Raw genomic sequence first — 15,198 nt, 5'->3', positions numbered from 1 at the left:
CAAGGAGAGGACAAATTACGCCATTATCCTCGCAACTGGCGCAATGGATTTTCAGTCGCCCCCAGGACCCATGCGAGCCCGCAGTAGACGGCGAGGCCGCCGCAGCACAGAACGCCCAGCATCCCGATGCGAAGCAGAATCGGCCCCTCCGCGCCATTCCATGGATCCACCAGCTCCTTCGCACCATGGAGGGCCAGCGCCATCGCGATTGCCGCGAAGAACAGCCTTGGCAACCGTTTCAGCGCCAGCGTGTCCACCTGCAGCAGACCGCTGCGCCAAGCGGCGAAGGCGAGCAGGATCAGGTTGATCCAGCCGGATGCCGCGGCTGCGACGGCAATGCCGGTCTGCCGCCAGACCGGAAAAAGGGCGAGTGAGAGGGCGACGTCGGCGGCCATGCCGATCAGGGCGACGACGAAGGGCAGGCGCATGCGTGTACGGGCAAAGAAGAGCGGCTGAAGCACCTTGGCGCCGGCAAAGGCGGGCAGTCCGGCCGCAAAGCCGGCCAAAGCAAGGGCCGTCGCCGCGCTGTCACCGGCGTGGAAGGCGCCGCGCTCGAACAGCACCGAGACGATGGGCCCGGAGAGGACCATCAGCGCCAGACCTGCCGGCAGGCTGAGGAAAGCCGCGAATTCGGCCGCACGGCTGAAGACGTTGCGCTCGGCCTCGACGTCGCCGCGCGCGCTGGCCCTTGCAAGCTCTGGCAGGAGGGCATTGCCCAGGGCCACCGCGACAATGCCGAGCGGAAGCTGATAGACCCGGTCCGCATAGTATAGCCATGTCACCGCACCGGGATCGGGCGAGGCCACGACCAGGCCGACGAAGGCGTTCACCTGCGTGACGCCTGCCGCCACCACGCCGGGCAGCGCCAACAGGAAAAAGCGGCGCACCTGTCTGTCCCATCGCGGCCTCACGGGGCGCAGCGAAAGGCCGGCACGCCAGAGCACCAGGAAGACCAGGGCACCCTGAGCGATCCCTCCCAGAAAGATCGTCCAGGCCAGCATACGGGCGAGGCTCTCCTCGTCTTGCCAGCCCGCAACAGGCGCCAGCAGCAGACCCCCGATGGTCACGACGTTGACCAATGCCGGCGCATAAGCCGATGCAGTGAAGCGGCCATGCACGTTCAGCACCGCCGAGGCGACGACCATCAGCGCCGTGGTGAGGCAATAGGTGAAGGTGATGCGCGAGAGCGCGACGGCGAGATCCACCCGCCCGCCGCCCTCGCCGAAGCCAGGAGCGATCACGCGAATCAAGAGAGGCATCGACAGGAGAGCGAGGGCCGAAAGGACGAAGAAGATCAGCGCGACCTGGGTAAAGACCTGGTCGGAAAAGGCCTGACCCTCGCCGCGTTTCTCCGCCTCGGCGTGCAGCGGCACGAAGGCGGTGTTGATTGCGCCTTCCGCGAAGAGCCGCCGCATCAGGCTCGGCAGGCGGAAAGCCACGACGAAGGCATCCGCCGCCGGTCCGGCTCCGAGCGCCGCCGCCACCATCGTATCCCTGACGAAACCGAGAATGCGCGAGAACAGTGTCGCGAAGCCCACGGACGCGGCATTGCGCAAAAATGCCATTAAAGCGCCACGCCTTTCTTGCCGCAGCGCAACACATCGCTATAGTCCGCGCGCTTCAAACAGAGATACTGCATGCCCAAGCCTCGCTTCGACGTTCTCACCATCGGCAACGCAATCGTCGATGTCTTCGCCCACACGGAAGACGATTTCCTGGTCCGCGAAGGCCTCGCCAAGGGCGCCATGATTCTCACCAGTGAGGAACGTGCCGAGCACCTTTACGCCGCAATGGGCCAGAGCGTCGAGATATCCGGAGGCTCTGCCGCCAATACCGCGGTGGGCGTTGCCTCGCTCGGCGGCAAGACCGCCTATTTCGGCAAGGTGAAGGAGGACGAGGCAGGACGCGTCTTCACGCATGATCTTCGAGCCCAGGGCGCGCACTTCGAGACCCGTCCTCTCAAGGAAGGCCCCTCCACCGCCAAGAGCTTCATCCTGATCACGCCGGACGGCGAGCGCACGATGAACACCTATCTCGGCGCCTGCCACATGCTCGGCCCTGACGACATGGAGGAGACGGTCGTGCGCGATGCGGCCATCACCTACATGGAGGGCTATCTATGGGATCCGCAGGAGGCCAAGGATGCCTTCCTGAAAGCCGCCGGGATCGCGCATGAGGCGGGGCGGCGCGTGGCGATCACGCTGTCGGATTCCTTTTGCGTCGATCGCTTCCGTGACGAATTCCTGGAGCTGATGCGCTCGGGCGTGGTCGACACGATCTTCGCCAACACGCAGGAAATCAAGTCGCTCTACCAGACCTCCGACTTCGAGACCGCCCTGAGCCTGGTCGAGAAGGATTGCCGCCTCGCGGTGGTAACGCGCTCGGAGGAAGGCGCGCTCGCCATCGAGGGCGGCGCACGCGTCTCCGTTCCGGCGTTCCCCATCGGGAGGCTGGTCGATACCACCGGCGCCGGCGACCTCTTCGCCTCCGGCTTCCTGTTCGGCCTCGCCCGCGGCCTCGGCCATCTCGCCTCGCTCCGGCTCGGCGCGATGGCGGCCGCCGAGGTGATCCAGCACGTCGGCGCCCGTCCGGAAGTCAATCTGCGGGCCATGGCACAGGAAAACGGGCTTCTCTGAGGCCTACCGGGCGGTTGACGCAAGCAGGCGCCGGGCAGCGAGCACCAGGCATTCCTCGAATGCGCCGAGATCGAGGAAGAGCCGGTCGCCGGCGACCTCGCGCGTAACGAGGGCGCCGCCCCGCGCTTCGATGCCCCCGTCGAGCATCAGGTTGTCCGCCATGTCGAAATCCTCGACGGCGAGGCCATCCGGCCCACGCGGACGTCCCTGCGCATCGGGATGCACGGCTCCGCCGTAATAACCCTTCAGCCGCTCGAAATGGGTCTTCGCCACATTGGAAAAACCATAGGCGGGACATCCCCTCGCACACATGAAGCCGAGTTCGTAGACCGTGCCGACATCGGCGGCGATGCCACGGAAGGGCGTTAGATTGGCGATGATCATTTCGGCGCTCAGCATCAGCTTCTCGTTGACGGCACTGATGGCAAGGCCGTGGGCGCGCTTGGACTCATAGGCAGTGACTTCGAGATCGCCCGGCGAGACCGGCGTGAAGCCGTAGCGCCGGGCGAGCGCAATCTTGGCGTCGAGCACTTCTCGTGCATTGGGCAGGAAGACCTCGGGGCCTGCGAGATAGACTTTCATGATCCTGCCTCTGCTGGTGTGCTGCCGTCCCGGCTGCGATGCGATGAGCCGGACGACGCCGACACTTCGGCTCATCCCGTAACATTCAGGGCGGATGGCGGTCTATAGGCGAGCCGTCAACGACGAAGAGCGAGACATGGCATGAGCCCAGGCAAGTCGAATACCGCCGAAAACCTCGCCCTGCTGCTCGCGCTCTCCACCCTTTGGGGCGCCTCCTATACCTTCATCAAGATCGGCGTCGAGACCATTCCGCCCGTGACCCTCATCGCAGCGCGCACGCTGATCGCCGGCACGCTGCTCCTCGCCATCCTCGCCGGGCGCGGCATTTCCATGCCTATGGATGGCAGGAACTGGGCGCGCTTCCTCTTCCAGGCCTGCCTGAACAGCGTCATCCCCTTCACGCTCATCGCCTGGGCCGAGAGGACTGTCGACGCGGGCCTCGCCACCATTCTCAACGCCACCTCGCCGATCCTCACCTTCCTCCTGACCGCGCTGGTCACGCGCCACGAAGGCGTAGGCGGGCGAAAGGCATTCGGCGTGGCCGCCGGACTGGCCGGCACCGCCCTGATCGTCGGCATGCAGGCGCTGGGCGGCCTTGGACAGGGGCTGGCGGCGCAACTCGCCATCCTCGCCGCCAGCGTCTGCTATGCGGGAGCCGCGATCTTCGGGAGAAATTTCAAGGGCCTCGACCCCATGGTACCGGCCACCGGGTCGATGGCCTGCGGCGCGGCGCTGCTGATACCGACCAGCCTCGTGATCGAGCATCCCTGGACCCTTTCGCCGTCCCGGGCCTCGATACTTGCGCTGCTTGCCCTGTCCGTCTTTTCCACCGCGCTTGCCTTCGTGATCTATTTCCGGCTGATCCGGACGCTCGGCTCGGTGGGCACGACCGCCCAGGCCTACCTTCGCGCACCGATCGGCGTCGGCATCGGCGTCCTTTTCCTCGGCGAGAGTCTCGACGGAACTGCCTGGCTGGGTCTCGCCTGCATCGTCGCCGGCGTGGTGGCCATGACCGTTCCTGCGCGTGCAACGGCCATGAGCCGGGCCTGACACCCTGCAAGCCCGCCGCCGCCATACCGGTCGAGAGCCGGATCAGGCCGGCCCCGTCGTGGACGGGGTTGCGGCGCTCAGATGTTCATGCACGATCTTCCAGCCGCCCGCATCCTTGCGCAGCACGGACGTGCCCCGCCCCTCTCCCCACACCGGCTCCCCGGCGGCAATCCCTTTCCAGTGGAAGCTGTAGACGCAGCTCGCCGCCGTATCGCCCAGGGCGAGCCAACGCAGGTTCGCAAGGCTGTAGACCTCGTTCTCCACGGTCTGCCAGGCTTCCTCGAATGCCCGCCGCACGGCATCGATCCCGGCGTGGGTGCCGTCCGTAAACCAGAACACCGCATCGTCGGCGATGAGGGGAAGCAGCAGATCGAAATCATGCCGATTGATCCGGGCCTCGTAGTCTTTCATGACGTCCACTGGATGCATGGATGAATGCCTCCTACTGCCGATCCTTCACGCCACCGCTGCCGCGTAGGCGCCGGGCGAGATGCCATAGACACGCGAGAAATGCCGGGTCATGTGGCTCTGGTCCGCGAAGCCACTGGCGACGGCGGCCTCCGCAAGGCTCACGCCGGAGGCCACCAGCCGCCTCGCCAAATGAACCCTGCGCTGCATCAGATAGGCATGGGGCGTCAGGCCCAGGGTCCTGGCGAAGCCACGCACCAGCTGGAAGCGGCTGAGGCCGCTCTCCCTTGCGAGATCGGCCAATGCAAGCGGTGCGGCGGGATCGTCGTCGATCATGGCGCGCGCGAGTGCGATAGCGGCGGCCGGCGCCGACCTGTCGACCCGCTCGCACCGTATCCGCTCAAGCAACATCAGGAGGGTCTCCTCGCGGCGCATGCCCGTCGCGGGGAGGTCTTCGGTCATGGCTGCGAACAGGCTGCGGAAGAGATCGGCAGGCGGACGATCGCTGATGACCGGTTGGGTGAATTCGAAGGTGCCGCTTCGGTCCTCACTGAGGTCCGCAACCGAACGTCCCATCAGCGCGGGATCGAAATAGAGCATGGTCCAACGCCGTGCCTCTCCGTCGAGCGGGACGCCGTCATGCACCTCGCCCGGATTGACCGTGATCATGTCGCCCGCGCCGGCCTCGACCGGCCCCCGGCCGCTCGCCGATCTCTGGGCGCCCCGCATCATCACACCGATGCCGTGCTGCTCGTGGACATGACGTGGAAAGCTGTGGCTGGTGTCGGCCTCGACGGCTTCGACACCGGGCATGAAGCAGCGCCGCATGCTGAACCGGTTCCTCGCGATGCCCATGCCTGCTCCGAAGCCGTGACCAATCGGGCCACGATGCCCTCCTTCCGCGCATGTCGCAATTCCGTTCAAGACACGAGGCCGCCGAAGCAGCCAGGATTGCGGCATGCCGTTTCGAGGAGGATGCCATCATGTTCAGCTATGCCGACACCGTGCCGCGCGATTTTCCCGAGCTTGCCTCGATCGTCCGCAAGGTCCCGGGAGTGCGGAGCATCGGAAATGTCGCGGCGTCGGTCCATCGCTACCACGCCGTCGCGGCCGAGCGCCTTGAAGGCCGAAGCGAAGCGGACCTGCCGGAAATCCAGGCGTGGCGCCGCACCTTCGCGAAGATGGGCCTGAAGCCGACCCAGTACCGCTGCGCGGCCGAAAGCCTGCTCCGGCGCGTGCGCAAGGAAGGCTCGCTGCCTTCCATCCATCCGCTGGTCGATCTTTGCAACGCCCTCTCCCTTGCCTTCGCCATCCCCATCGCGGTGTTCGATCTCGACAAGGTCGACGGCGTCCTCCAGGTGCGGCCCGCAACGGGCGCCGAGAACTACGAGACCTTCGCCGGCGAGGTCGAGCATCCGGCGATCGGCGAGATCATCTTCGCGGACCGGGCCGGCAATGCCCACGCCAGGCGCTGGACAAACCGCCAGAGCGGCCTGTCGGCGATCCGTCCGGAAACGGACAGGGCGCTGATCGTCGCCGAAGCGATGCACGAGACCGCGGAACGGGACATCGAAAGACTGGGCGCGGCGCTGGACGAGGCATTGACCGCGGCAGGACTGCACCGGTTCACCGCTGAAGTATGAATTTCGCGAGCGCGGGTACGAGCGGCGCGTGGTTCAATCCGGCAATGGTCCCCAGGCCATCCCAGGGTTGGCCGATCTAGCCTGCAACTCGAAAGACATAGAATTTCGTGTCGACAGCCATTAAGAGGAAGGTCTCGGGCAGCTCCGTCCTGGCGATCTCGACGAAGCCGTGCTTCTCGTAGAAGCGATGCGCCGCAAGGAAGCGATCGGTCGTGCCGAGGAAGATCTCGCTGATGGCGCCTTGCCGCGCCTCGTCGAGCAAACGCCCCAGGAGGCTGGCCGCGACGCCGAACTCGCGCCCCCGGAAAGGCGAGGCGACGAACATCTTGCGCAGAGCCGCCTGCCCGTTGCCGATATCCTTCAGGCCGATACTGCCGACGATCTTGCCCTTGTATCGCGCTACCCAGAAGTTGCCCCTGCCGCTTTGGTAGAAATCGGGAATGGCGCCGAGATCCGGCTGCTCCTCCGCCGTGATGGCAAAGCCGAATTCCTCGCGCTGGATAGGCAGGATCAGGTCGATGACGCCTTGCTCGTCACCCGTCTCGAAACGGGTGATCTCGATCTTGTCGGTCATGGCGGCGGCGGCCTCACAGCATGCTCGGCAGCACCTTGTCCGGCGGGCTGTGGCCGTCCATGAAGGCGCGGATATTGACGATGACCTTCTCGCCCATGTCCGTCCTGCCCTCGATGGTGGCGGAGCCCATATGCGGCAGGAGCACGACGCGCCCGCTCTTGGCGAGCTTGACCAGGCGGGGATTGACGGCCGGCTCATGCTCGAAGACGTCGAGCCCCGCACCGGCGATTTCGCCGGCGTCGAGCATCTTGGCCAGCGTGGTCTCGTCGATGACCTCGCCGCGGGCGGTGTTGATCACGAGGGCCTCGCGCTTGAGGAGCTTGAGGCGACGGGCGGAAAGCAGATGATAGGTCGCCGGGGTGTGGGGACAGTTGACAGAGATGATGTCCATGCGGGCGAGCATCTGGTCGAGGGAATCCCAGTAGGTCGCCTCGAGTTCCGCCTCGATGGCGGGATCGACATGGTGACGATTGTGGTAGTGCACCTGCAGGCCGAAAGCCTTGGCGCGGCGGGCGAGCGCCTGGCCGATGCGCCCCATGCCGATGATGCCGAGGCGCTTGCCGGTGATGCGCCGGCCGAGCATCCAGGTCGGGGACCAGCCCGGCCAGGCGTTGTCGCCCTCCGGAATCACGCGGGCTCCCTCGGGCACGCGGCGGGCGACGGCGAGAATCAGTGCCATCGTCATGTCGGCCGTGTCCTCGGTGAGGACGCGCGGCGTGTTGGTGACGGTGATCTTGCGCGCCATCGCCGCCTCGACGTCGATATTGTCGACGCCGTTGCCGAAATTGGCGATCAGCTTGAGGTTGGAGCCTGCGGCTTCGATCAAGGCCTTGTCGATGCGGTCATTGATGGTGGGCACCAGGACGTCAGCGGTCTTCACCGCCTCGATCAATGCCTCCTGCGACATCTTCTCGTCCGTGAGGTTGAGCCTCGCGTCGAAGAGCTCGCGCATCCGCGTTTCGACGCTGTCCGGCAGCCGGCGCGTGACCACCACGAGCGGTTTTTTTCTGATTGTCATCGCGACCTCCCGAAAACTTTAAGACGGCGTTCACCGCACTCGGACAAAGTGTACGCATAAGCCCACCATTCGTCGCTGATCTTCCTCTAACAGAGCCGCAGGCACAGCGACAGAGCGGGGAAGCGGGCGAGAGTATGCGTTGAGGTCCGGCATGTCCTATTATGAAGAAGAAGAAACGCCTCGTTTGAGCCTGATCGCCAAGATCGGCTTCGCCGGTGCCTTTTGTGCCTTCGTCCTGGCGGGCGGCGTCTATTACCTTCACCACAAGCGGCTGACCCAGACCGTCGCCAACACCACGGACGGCGTGAGTGCCGAGACCCTGGCCGACCCCACCGTCGCAGCCTTCATCGCCGGTTCCGGCAAGAGTGCAGGAAAGGCGAACGCACCGACCGACATCACCGGATCGCTGCCCGACACATCGGCGATCAAGGACCAGCTCGGCCCTGTCTCCGGCCTGCCGATGCCCCGGTTCGTGAGCCTGAAGCCGGACAAGGTGAATGTGCGCCAGGGCCCCTCCCGCGACCAGACCGTGTCCTTCATCTACCAGAAGGCCAATCTTCCGGTCGAGGTGATCGCCGAATTCGAGAACTGGCGGCGCATCCGCGATGCGGATGGTTCCGAAGGATGGGTGCTCCAGAACCTCCTCTCCGGCAAGCGCACCGCCCTGATCGCACCCTGGTCCAAGCAATTGACGCTGCCCCTCTACGCAAGCGCGGACCGCAAGGCCAATGCGGTCGCGATGCTGCAGCCGGGCGTACAGGCCAACATCAAAAGCTGCACCGCGAGCTGGTGCCGTATCAACGGCGAAGGTTTCGACGGCTGGATGCAAGAGAGCAACCTGTGGGGCGCCTATCCGGGCGAGGCGATCGACTGAGCCCGGCCCGATGCCGCGCATCCGCCTGCAGGTCAGCGGCATCGCCACCCTTGCCGAGGCGCGCATCGCGGTCGCGGCGGGCGCCGACGCCATAGGCCTCGATCCCCTGGCGTTCCCCGAGGCGGGGCTTGCAGGCGACGACCGCCTCGCCGATATCGCGCTCGCCCTTCCTCCCCCGGTCATGGCGATCCTGCTGACACGCGCGCTGACCGCCGGCACGATCGCTCAACAGGTCGATGCGGCCGCCGCCACAGCCGTCATGATAATGCGCCCCCTGCCGGCCAGCGAGTATCCCGGGCTCAAGCGCATCATCCGCGGACGCAAGATCATCCAGTCCATCGCGGCGGACGAACCGCAGGCGCTGGCATTCGCCGCCGCCTGTGCCGAGCACGCAGATGCCCTGCATCTGACGGGAGAGACGGCCACCCTCCCGCCGCTCGCCCGGCAGATCGCCGAAACGCAGCCCCTGCCCCTCTTTCTCAAGTTCGCCGCGCCGCTGCCGATCGGCGGTTGCCTCGAATACGTTCGTCCCCTTGCCATCGACTTGCCGGCGCCGCGCATCGAAGGCAATCTCGACACGGCGGCCATCGAACTTGCCGCCGCACAGCTTGCCCGGCAGGCCGGGTGATCCGGTCGACCGACGCCGGTCCGCGCTTGCCGGTTCGACGCCAAATCCGAGGCACCCATGAAATTTCACCCTGCCGTCCTCTGGTTCGCCGTCGCCTTTGGATCTCTTGCAATCAACGGAGCCGGCGCAGAAACCCTGGCGCAGAAGGCGGCGCGAGACGGAGTGCTTTTCGCCAGGAAGGGCGATGCGCAGATGAATGCTGCCTATGCCAAGGCGCAGCAGACACTGCCCTTATTCGTGGCGGCCTTGGACGGCAAGGTGCCGGGAGCGCGCGGTTTCACCGTCAAGGTTCCGGTCACCGACGCGGGCCAGACGGAGTTCTTCTGGATCAATGAACTCAGCCACCGGGGCAATCAGTTCACGGGCAAGGTCAACAATCGCCCCGAGCAGGTCCAGAACGTCCAGTTCGGTCAGACCATCACATTCACCGCGAGCCGCATTCGCGACTGGGGCTATTATCTCGACGGCAAGCTCCAGGGCAATTTCACCACCTGCGTCCTGCTGGGAAAGGAGGATCCCACGGAGGCGAGGGAGTTGCAGCGCCAGATCGGGCTGAGCTGCGAATAGGTTCCCAGGGGTCGGCCGGCTGGGTGCCCGTCAGGACGGCGCGGGCCAGGGGTTGCGGCCATCGCGCAGCCATTCCAGCGTGTCCTGCCAGAAATCGTCGGCATGGCGGTTGTGAAAAAGGCTGAAATGACCGATCTCAGCCATGCCGTAGGTCTGCGGTGAGAGCTCCGCGACGCTGCTCTGGCTGCCGGCATAATAGGACAGCGCGCGGCGGACCGCCCGGGGCGTCCCGAAGGGATCGTCCGACATCGACACCGCCAGGATCGACGCCTTGACGGCGGCGAAGCGACCGAGGATCTCCGCGCGGCGAGCCGCGGGATAGCTCCGCTCCATGCGTGGGCCCCGAAAGCTCCATTCATAGGCCACGCCGGCGGGAAGATCCTCCAGCCAGCCGAGCCGGCGTCCCGGAAAATAGCCGTTGACGGCCGTGAGCAGCGGCATCGCCACGTGCCATTTCAGGAGAAGCGCCGCCTTTTGCCGATGCCTATAGTCGGGCCAGTAGGCATACTGAGCCCCCATCGTCAGCATCCGGTCGATGGCTGTGGCCGAGGCGGCGAAGCCTGGGAGGAAGCCGCCGATGCTGTGTCCCACAACGGCCAGGAAGCCATCCGGATCACGCGTGCGGGCGAAGCGCAGGGCGGCGTCGAAATCGAGTTCGCCCCATTCGAGCCAGCCGCAGCGGTAATGCCGGAGATCCGCTGGACGCGACATTCCGATGCCCCGATAGTCGTAGGTGAGGACGTCGAAGCCGCTCTCGCTCAGGAAGCGCGCATAGTAATGGTAGTAACGCGCGAGCACGCCGGTGGCAGGGTTGACGATCACGGTGCCCAGGCGTGCCGCTCTTGCCCCGCTCCACAGATGGCCTGCCAGGACCATGCCGTCGCGGCACGAGATGGAGACCGGGGCGGCCGCATCGGCGAGCGGGGCCTTTCGAACATTCTGGCGCATGCACTGGAACTTACAGGAGGCATGCCGAATGGTATACTCACTAGGCAGTATACATGAGGCATGCCATGCCCGAGGTCCCTACCCGAGAGCGCATCGTCGCCGCCGCCGCCAGCCTGTTCTATGCTCAGGGCATCCGTGCCGTGAGCGTCGATGCGGTGGCGGAGAAGGCCGGCGTCACCAAACGCACTCTCTATTACCATTTCACCAGCAAGGATGATCTCGTCGCCGCCTATCTCGAGGCGCGCGACCAGCCCAATCTCGCCTTGTTCCGCCGCTGGTTCGACGAAGCGGAAGGCGGCATCGCGGCAAAGGTGCGAGCCATATTCCTGAACCTTGCCCGTTCGGCCCGGCATCCGAAATGGAAAGGCTGCGGCTTCCTGCGCACTTCCGCGGAACTGGCCAACCTGCCCGGACACCCCGCCATCCGCATCGGGGCGAGGCACAAGAAACGCTTCGAGGAATGGCTTCGCCAGGCCTTCGAGGTCGAGGGCATCGCCACTGCGGCATCCCTGGCCCGGCAGGTCGTGCTGCTGCTGGACGGCTCATTCGCCGTGGTGCTGCTGCATCGCGACGCCAGCTACATGGAAGATGCCGGCGAAGCGGCGTTCACTCTGATCACTGCCGCCTTGGCCTGAATCTGCATCCGGGGCATCCTTCCACCGGAAGAGGCAATCCGCATCGCCGCCGCTTATCATGCGGTGGGCGGCATTCGCTTCGCCGAAAACCACTTGCAATATGAAATCGGTTTAACTAGCGTCGGACCAATTTCGAAACGCAAGCAGTTCAAGGTCGAAAGAGACCGGCAAATGGAGAGGAAACCGCCATGTCCAAGCTCGTCGTCCGTGCCTTTTCCGTGTCCCTCGACGGCTATGGCGCGGGACCCGACCAGAGCCTCGATAATCCGCTCGGCGTCGGCGGCATGAAACTGCACGAGTGGACTTTCGCTACGCGGACTTTCCGCACCATGTTCGGCCGGGATGGTGGCGAGACCGGCACCGACGAGGATTTCGCCGCCAGAAGCTTCGAGAACATTGGCGCCTGGATCCTCGGACGGAACATGTTCGGCCCGGTGCGCGGACCATGGCCCGATGAGGAGTGGAAGGGGTGGTGGGGTGATACGCCGCCCTATCACGTGCCGGTCTTCGTACTGACGCACCATGCCCGCGCGCCGATCGAGATGAAGGGAGGAACGACCTTTCATTTCGTCACCGATGGCATCGAGTCGGCGCTGAAGCAGGCCCGGGTGGCGGCGAAGGACAAGGACGTTCGCGTCGGCGGTGGCGTCTCCACGATACGGCAATATCTGGCCGCGCGTGAGATCGACGCGATGCATATCGCCATGTCGCCGATCCTGCTCGGCAAGGGCGAGAACCTTTTTGCCGGCCTGGACCTTCCGTCGCTCGGCTATCTTTGCAGGGAACGGGTGTCGACGGCCGCAACGACGCATCTGGTCATCGCCAAGGGTTGAGACCGGCCGGAAGCGAGGGCGAGACGGGACGGCCCGTCCCGCCCGGGTCATTCCCGTGCCTCGTCCTCAAGCCGGCGGCGCAATGCTTCCAGCACCCGCGTTGCTTCGCGCATCGCCGGTACCTCAAGGCCTTCAGCCAGGACCTGCGCCCAGGGCCGTTGCAAGCGGGCCGCTGCCGCATAGGCCGCGCCGCCCTTGCCGGTGAGCGCCACCAGCCTGGCGCGGCGGTGATGGGGATTGTCCCGGAACTCCACGACGCCTTCGTGCGAAAGTTCGTTGACGATCCGCTGCACACCCTGGCGATTCAGGCCCATGACGCGGGCGAGATGCGCTACAGGCGCGGGAGCCGGTGACAAGGCGATGGCGCCGAGTACCTGCCAGCGCGCGCTCGTCAGGCCGAGATCGGCCACGAGCCTGTCGCCAGCCGCCAGCAGGCGGCCGTTCAGCCGGAAGAGTTCGAGAATGAGGGTGGTGACAGCCTCGGCGAGATCCGTCTCTTGCGTGGCATTCATTGACAATTAATAACCAAATTGACAGTATGTTGTCAATTTGGGAGATCGCCATGCTCGTGGGCCAGATCGCACTCGTCCTGGCGGCGGCCTTCGCCGGCGCCGCTTTCTACATCAATGTCAGCGAACAGCCGGCCCGGCTCCGGCTCGACGACGAAGCGCTGCTGACGCAATGGAAGCCGAGCTATGCGCGGGGCTTCGCCATGCAGGCGAGCCTGGCCGTGGTCGCGGGCCTCTGCGGCCTTATCGCCGCCTGGCAGAGCGGAAATCTGCGCTGGGTTGCCGGTGCCGTCGCGATCCTCGCGAACTGGCCCTATACGCTGCTGTGCATCATGCCTACCAACCGGCGCCTGGAGGCGACGGCACCGGGAGAAGCCGGCCCGGCCACCAGAAGCCTGATCGAGAGCTGGGGCCGCCTGCATGCCGTCCGCACCGGCCTCGGGGTCGCGGCGACATTGGCCTATCTGTGGGCGCTGGCGTAAAGCCCTCAGGCCTCACATTCCAGTTCCCTTCTTAGCCAGGCCGCGAACGCCTTCACCTTCGCGGTCGGACGTTCGCGCGCGGAATCGACAAGCCAATAGGCGAGGCCGGTGGGCACCGGTGCCGGAAAGGGCGAAACCAGGCGGCCGTCACGCAGGGCATCCTGCGCCAATGTCCGCCAGCCCATCATCACTCCTTGTCCGGCGATGGCGGCATCGAGACAGAGCGCTGCATCGGAGAAGGTCGGCCCCGGCCCCAGGGGAAGGCCTGCGCGCCCCTGCGCGGCGAGCCAGATCTCCCAGTTGCGGGGCGAGCCGTAGTCATGGATGACCGGCACGCGGGAGAGGTCGTCGACATCCCCGATCCGCGAGGCGATCGCGGGCGAGCTGAGTGGAAAGAGTGCCTGGTCGAGCAGATATTCGGCCCGCACGTTCGGCCAGGGCCCCGCGCCCACGCGCACGCCGACGTCGACATCCGACGTAGTGAAATCCACGAGGCCGACCGAGGCATCGATGCGCAGTTGCAGGTTCGGATGCGCCTCGTGGAAACGATGAAGACGAGGTACCAGCCATTTAGAGGCAAGGACCGGGGCGACCGTCACCGTCAGGACGTTCTCGGCACGACCCTCGGCCAATGCGAGAGCGTGCTCGATCTCCCGAAAGCCCCGTGCGAGGCCTGCCAGCAATTGCTGGCCCAGCAGCGTCGGCTCCAGGCCCTTCGGGGTGCGGCGGAAGATCGGCTGGCCCAAGCGCTGCTCCGCCTTGAGCACTTGCTGGCTCACCGCCCCGACCGTGACGCCGAGTTCCTCCGCAGCCTTCGCCATGGAGCCGAGACGCCCGGCCGCCTCCACCGCGCGAAGCGCCCCCAGCTGATACCGAACAAGGCTATCCATATAGTTTTACTAAAGCATAAGCATGCAGAACTCCATTTCTTTCATGCACCGGGAAGAGGAAACTCCGGACGCGATGGAAGGAGAGGGCCATGCACGCATCAAGGATATTGCAGATCGTTCGCTCGCGTTGGGCCGGCCGAACGGCACCGCCGGAAAAGTCGGCGGAACCGCTGGACCACCCGAGTATGGCTGGTATGAGCCTGAGGGAGCTCGCGGATCTCCCGGTCGAAAGATGGGGTTGCCGTTCGGGTCACGCTAATGCTGCAGCGGCTGCGGCGTATGAGAAATGCCGGCATTGAGATGCCGGCGCATCTGCCTTTCGGGCTCGTGCATGCGCTCGGCCCTCAGGCGCCGTCATAAGCCTTCTTCAGCTGCGCTATATCCAACTTGACCATCTTCATCACTGCTGACATGACGCGCGCGCCCTTGGCGGCATCGGGGTCGCCCAGCATCTTCACGATGTCCGCAGGCACGATCTGCCAGGGAATACCGTAGCGGTCCTTGAGCCAGCCACACTGGATCTCCTGGCCACCCTCGCCAAGCCTGCCCCACAGATGATCGATCTCGGCCTGGTCGGCGCAGTCGATATAGAAGGAGACCGCGTTGGTATATTCGAAGTTCATGCCGCCATTCAGCGCCCTGAAGCGTTGGCCCGCGATGGTGAACTCGACCAGCAGCACCTTGTCGGACTTGCCGTCCGCACTCTCCCTAACATCCTTCTGGACATGATCGATATGGGAATTGGGCACCATGGAGACATAGAAATTTGCGGCCTCCTCGGCATTGCCGTTGAACCACAGGCATGGCGTAATCTTCGACATTGACTGCTCCCTTGCATCGGCATGAGCTGCCTGATGTCCAGAGGACGCGGGCCACAGGCCGGCTCCGACAGCCACGGCATAAATTTCTTGCGATGCTCAT

General features: G+C 65.3%; 19 protein-coding genes. 9 read left to right on the top strand and 10 right to left on the bottom strand.

Annotated elements, in window-relative coordinates:
- Positions 1 to 23 precede the first annotated feature (23 nt).
- Entirely contained in the window at positions 24 to 1,565 is a 1,542-nt protein-coding gene (murJ, locus tag AC6H34_RS13420; RefSeq protein ID WP_448149485.1) for a murein biosynthesis integral membrane protein MurJ, read from the bottom strand.
- A gap of 72 nt (positions 1,566 to 1,637) precedes the next feature.
- On the opposite strand from murJ, the gene AC6H34_RS13415 reads away from it, so the two are divergent.
- A complete protein-coding gene (locus AC6H34_RS13415; protein ID WP_448149486.1) occupies positions 1,638 to 2,636 on the top strand; it encodes an adenosine kinase in 999 nt (332 codons plus the stop codon).
- Between the two features lie 3 nt (positions 2,637 to 2,639).
- Here AC6H34_RS13415 and AC6H34_RS13410 read toward each other — a convergent pair whose 3' ends face one another.
- Positions 2,640 to 3,218, bottom strand: a complete 579-nt coding sequence (locus AC6H34_RS13410; RefSeq protein ID WP_497539109.1) for a nucleoside 2-deoxyribosyltransferase — start codon at positions 3,216 to 3,218, stop codon at positions 2,640 to 2,642.
- A gap of 141 nt (positions 3,219 to 3,359) precedes the next feature.
- Here AC6H34_RS13410 and AC6H34_RS13405 point away from each other — a divergent pair, with 141 nt between their 5' ends.
- Positions 3,360 to 4,268 (top strand): DMT family transporter, encoded by a 909-nt coding sequence (locus AC6H34_RS13405; RefSeq protein WP_497539108.1) that lies wholly within the window; start codon positions 3,360 to 3,362, stop codon positions 4,266 to 4,268.
- Positions 4,269 to 4,310: 42 nt separating this feature from the next.
- Here AC6H34_RS13405 and AC6H34_RS13400 read toward each other — a convergent pair whose 3' ends face one another.
- Both AC6H34_RS13400 and AC6H34_RS13395 read right to left on the bottom strand, forming a co-directional pair.
- Positions 4,311 to 4,697 carry a YybH family protein gene (locus AC6H34_RS13400; RefSeq protein ID WP_497539107.1) on the bottom strand — a complete coding sequence of 129 codons (387 nt, stop codon included), beginning with the start codon at positions 4,695 to 4,697 and terminating at the stop codon, positions 4,311 to 4,313.
- A 27-nt stretch (positions 4,698 to 4,724) separates the two neighbouring features.
- Positions 4,725 to 5,525, bottom strand: a complete 801-nt coding sequence (locus tag AC6H34_RS13395) for an AraC family transcriptional regulator (RefSeq protein WP_497539889.1) — start codon at positions 5,523 to 5,525, stop codon at positions 4,725 to 4,727.
- A gap of 134 nt (positions 5,526 to 5,659) precedes the next feature.
- Between AC6H34_RS13395 and AC6H34_RS13390 the strand changes: the two genes are divergently transcribed.
- On the top strand, positions 5,660 to 6,319 hold the full coding sequence (locus tag AC6H34_RS13390) for a B3/B4 domain-containing protein (RefSeq protein ID WP_448149490.1): 660 nt from the start codon (positions 5,660 to 5,662) through the stop codon (positions 6,317 to 6,319).
- A 76-nt stretch (positions 6,320 to 6,395) separates the two neighbouring features.
- Here the strand turns inward: AC6H34_RS13390 and AC6H34_RS13385 are convergent, their stop codons facing one another.
- Both AC6H34_RS13385 and AC6H34_RS13380 read right to left on the bottom strand, forming a co-directional pair.
- A complete protein-coding gene (locus AC6H34_RS13385) occupies positions 6,396 to 6,893 on the bottom strand; it encodes a GNAT family N-acetyltransferase (protein ID WP_497539106.1) in 498 nt (165 codons plus the stop codon).
- Between the two features lie 13 nt (positions 6,894 to 6,906).
- Complete coding sequence (locus tag AC6H34_RS13380) at positions 6,907 to 7,911, bottom strand: 2-hydroxyacid dehydrogenase (protein WP_497539105.1); 1,005 nt, start codon at positions 7,909 to 7,911, stop codon at positions 6,907 to 6,909.
- A 151-nt stretch (positions 7,912 to 8,062) separates the two neighbouring features.
- Here AC6H34_RS13380 and AC6H34_RS13375 point away from each other — a divergent pair, with 151 nt between their 5' ends.
- The 3 genes from AC6H34_RS13375 to AC6H34_RS13365 are packed head-to-tail and all read left to right on the top strand — an operon-like array spanning position 8,063 to position 9,980.
- Complete coding sequence (locus AC6H34_RS13375; RefSeq protein WP_448149493.1) at positions 8,063 to 8,785, top strand: SH3 domain-containing protein; 723 nt, start codon at positions 8,063 to 8,065, stop codon at positions 8,783 to 8,785.
- Between the two features lie 10 nt (positions 8,786 to 8,795).
- Entirely contained in the window at positions 8,796 to 9,413 is a 618-nt protein-coding gene (locus AC6H34_RS13370) for a hypothetical protein (RefSeq protein ID WP_497539104.1), read from the top strand.
- 57 nt (positions 9,414 to 9,470) lie between these two features.
- Positions 9,471 to 9,980 carry a YegJ family protein gene (locus AC6H34_RS13365; RefSeq protein WP_497539103.1) on the top strand — a complete coding sequence of 170 codons (510 nt, stop codon included), beginning with the start codon at positions 9,471 to 9,473 and terminating at the stop codon, positions 9,978 to 9,980.
- A 30-nt stretch (positions 9,981 to 10,010) separates the two neighbouring features.
- On the opposite strand, the gene AC6H34_RS13360 is transcribed toward AC6H34_RS13365, so the two are convergent.
- Complete coding sequence (locus AC6H34_RS13360; protein WP_497539102.1) at positions 10,011 to 10,928, bottom strand: alpha/beta hydrolase family protein; 918 nt, start codon at positions 10,926 to 10,928, stop codon at positions 10,011 to 10,013.
- Positions 10,929 to 10,993: 65 nt separating this feature from the next.
- Between AC6H34_RS13360 and AC6H34_RS13355 the strand changes: the two genes are divergently transcribed.
- Positions 10,994 to 11,563 carry a TetR/AcrR family transcriptional regulator gene (locus tag AC6H34_RS13355; protein WP_497539101.1) on the top strand — a complete coding sequence of 190 codons (570 nt, stop codon included), beginning with the start codon at positions 10,994 to 10,996 and terminating at the stop codon, positions 11,561 to 11,563.
- 188 nt (positions 11,564 to 11,751) lie between these two features.
- The gene (locus AC6H34_RS13350; protein ID WP_497539100.1) at positions 11,752 to 12,396 is read left to right on the top strand and encodes a dihydrofolate reductase family protein; all 645 of its coding nucleotides are present in this window, start codon (positions 11,752 to 11,754) and stop codon (positions 12,394 to 12,396) included.
- Between the two features lie 47 nt (positions 12,397 to 12,443).
- On the opposite strand, the gene AC6H34_RS13345 is transcribed toward AC6H34_RS13350, so the two are convergent.
- A complete protein-coding gene (locus AC6H34_RS13345) occupies positions 12,444 to 12,908 on the bottom strand; it encodes a MarR family winged helix-turn-helix transcriptional regulator (RefSeq protein ID WP_497539099.1) in 465 nt (154 codons plus the stop codon).
- 50 nt (positions 12,909 to 12,958) lie between these two features.
- Here AC6H34_RS13345 and AC6H34_RS13340 point away from each other — a divergent pair, with 50 nt between their 5' ends.
- Positions 12,959 to 13,387, top strand: a complete 429-nt coding sequence (locus tag AC6H34_RS13340; protein ID WP_448149500.1) for an anthrone oxygenase family protein — start codon at positions 12,959 to 12,961, stop codon at positions 13,385 to 13,387.
- Positions 13,388 to 13,392: 5 nt separating this feature from the next.
- Here the strand turns inward: AC6H34_RS13340 and AC6H34_RS13335 are convergent, their stop codons facing one another.
- On the bottom strand, positions 13,393 to 14,277 hold the full coding sequence (locus AC6H34_RS13335; RefSeq protein WP_497539098.1) for a LysR substrate-binding domain-containing protein: 885 nt from the start codon (positions 14,275 to 14,277) through the stop codon (positions 13,393 to 13,395).
- A gap of 344 nt (positions 14,278 to 14,621) precedes the next feature.
- Positions 14,622 to 15,098, bottom strand: a complete 477-nt coding sequence (locus tag AC6H34_RS13330; RefSeq protein ID WP_497539097.1) for a VOC family protein — start codon at positions 15,096 to 15,098, stop codon at positions 14,622 to 14,624.
- Between the last annotated feature and the right edge of the window lie 100 nt (positions 15,099 to 15,198).

It is taken from the genome of Labrys sp. ALF-8, from assembly GCF_059699065.1.
The sequence above is the reverse complement of the archived record's forward strand: the minus strand, read 5'-3'. Positions and strand labels throughout refer to the sequence as shown.

What these genes read in the sequence shown, in the direction of transcription:
- AC6H34_RS13360 (WP_497539102.1), bottom strand. Translation starts at nt 10,928, where the DNA reads ATGCGCCAGAATGTTCGAAAGGCCCCGCTCGCCGATGCGGCCGCCCCG.
- AC6H34_RS13365 (WP_497539103.1), top strand. Translation starts at nt 9,471, where the DNA reads ATGAAATTTCACCCTGCCGTCCTCTGGTTCGCCGTCGCCTTTGGATCT.
- AC6H34_RS13355 (WP_497539101.1), top strand. Translation starts at nt 10,994, where the DNA reads ATGCCCGAGGTCCCTACCCGAGAGCGCATCGTCGCCGCCGCCGCCAGC.
- AC6H34_RS13385 (WP_497539106.1), bottom strand. Translation starts at nt 6,893, where the DNA reads ATGACCGACAAGATCGAGATCACCCGTTTCGAGACGGGTGACGAGCAA.
- AC6H34_RS13400 (WP_497539107.1), bottom strand. Translation starts at nt 4,697, where the DNA reads ATGCATCCAGTGGACGTCATGAAAGACTACGAGGCCCGGATCAATCGG.
- AC6H34_RS13335 (WP_497539098.1), bottom strand. Translation starts at nt 14,277, where the DNA reads ATGGATAGCCTTGTTCGGTATCAGCTGGGGGCGCTTCGCGCGGTGGAG.
- AC6H34_RS13410 (WP_497539109.1), bottom strand. Translation starts at nt 3,218, where the DNA reads ATGAAAGTCTATCTCGCAGGCCCCGAGGTCTTCCTGCCCAATGCACGA.
- AC6H34_RS13375 (WP_448149493.1), top strand. Translation starts at nt 8,063, where the DNA reads ATGTCCTATTATGAAGAAGAAGAAACGCCTCGTTTGAGCCTGATCGCC.
- AC6H34_RS13390 (WP_448149490.1), top strand. Translation starts at nt 5,660, where the DNA reads ATGTTCAGCTATGCCGACACCGTGCCGCGCGATTTTCCCGAGCTTGCC.
- AC6H34_RS13350 (WP_497539100.1), top strand. Translation starts at nt 11,752, where the DNA reads ATGTCCAAGCTCGTCGTCCGTGCCTTTTCCGTGTCCCTCGACGGCTAT.
- AC6H34_RS13370 (WP_497539104.1), top strand. Translation starts at nt 8,796, where the DNA reads ATGCCGCGCATCCGCCTGCAGGTCAGCGGCATCGCCACCCTTGCCGAG.
- AC6H34_RS13345 (WP_497539099.1), bottom strand. Translation starts at nt 12,908, where the DNA reads ATGAATGCCACGCAAGAGACGGATCTCGCCGAGGCTGTCACCACCCTC.
- murJ (WP_448149485.1), bottom strand. Translation starts at nt 1,565, where the DNA reads ATGGCATTTTTGCGCAATGCCGCGTCCGTGGGCTTCGCGACACTGTTC.
- AC6H34_RS13340 (WP_448149500.1), top strand. Translation starts at nt 12,959, where the DNA reads ATGCTCGTGGGCCAGATCGCACTCGTCCTGGCGGCGGCCTTCGCCGGC.
- AC6H34_RS13330 (WP_497539097.1), bottom strand. Translation starts at nt 15,098, where the DNA reads ATGTCGAAGATTACGCCATGCCTGTGGTTCAACGGCAATGCCGAGGAG.
- AC6H34_RS13380 (WP_497539105.1), bottom strand. Translation starts at nt 7,911, where the DNA reads ATGACAATCAGAAAAAAACCGCTCGTGGTGGTCACGCGCCGGCTGCCG.
- AC6H34_RS13415 (WP_448149486.1), top strand. Translation starts at nt 1,638, where the DNA reads ATGCCCAAGCCTCGCTTCGACGTTCTCACCATCGGCAACGCAATCGTC.
- AC6H34_RS13405 (WP_497539108.1), top strand. Translation starts at nt 3,360, where the DNA reads ATGAGCCCAGGCAAGTCGAATACCGCCGAAAACCTCGCCCTGCTGCTC.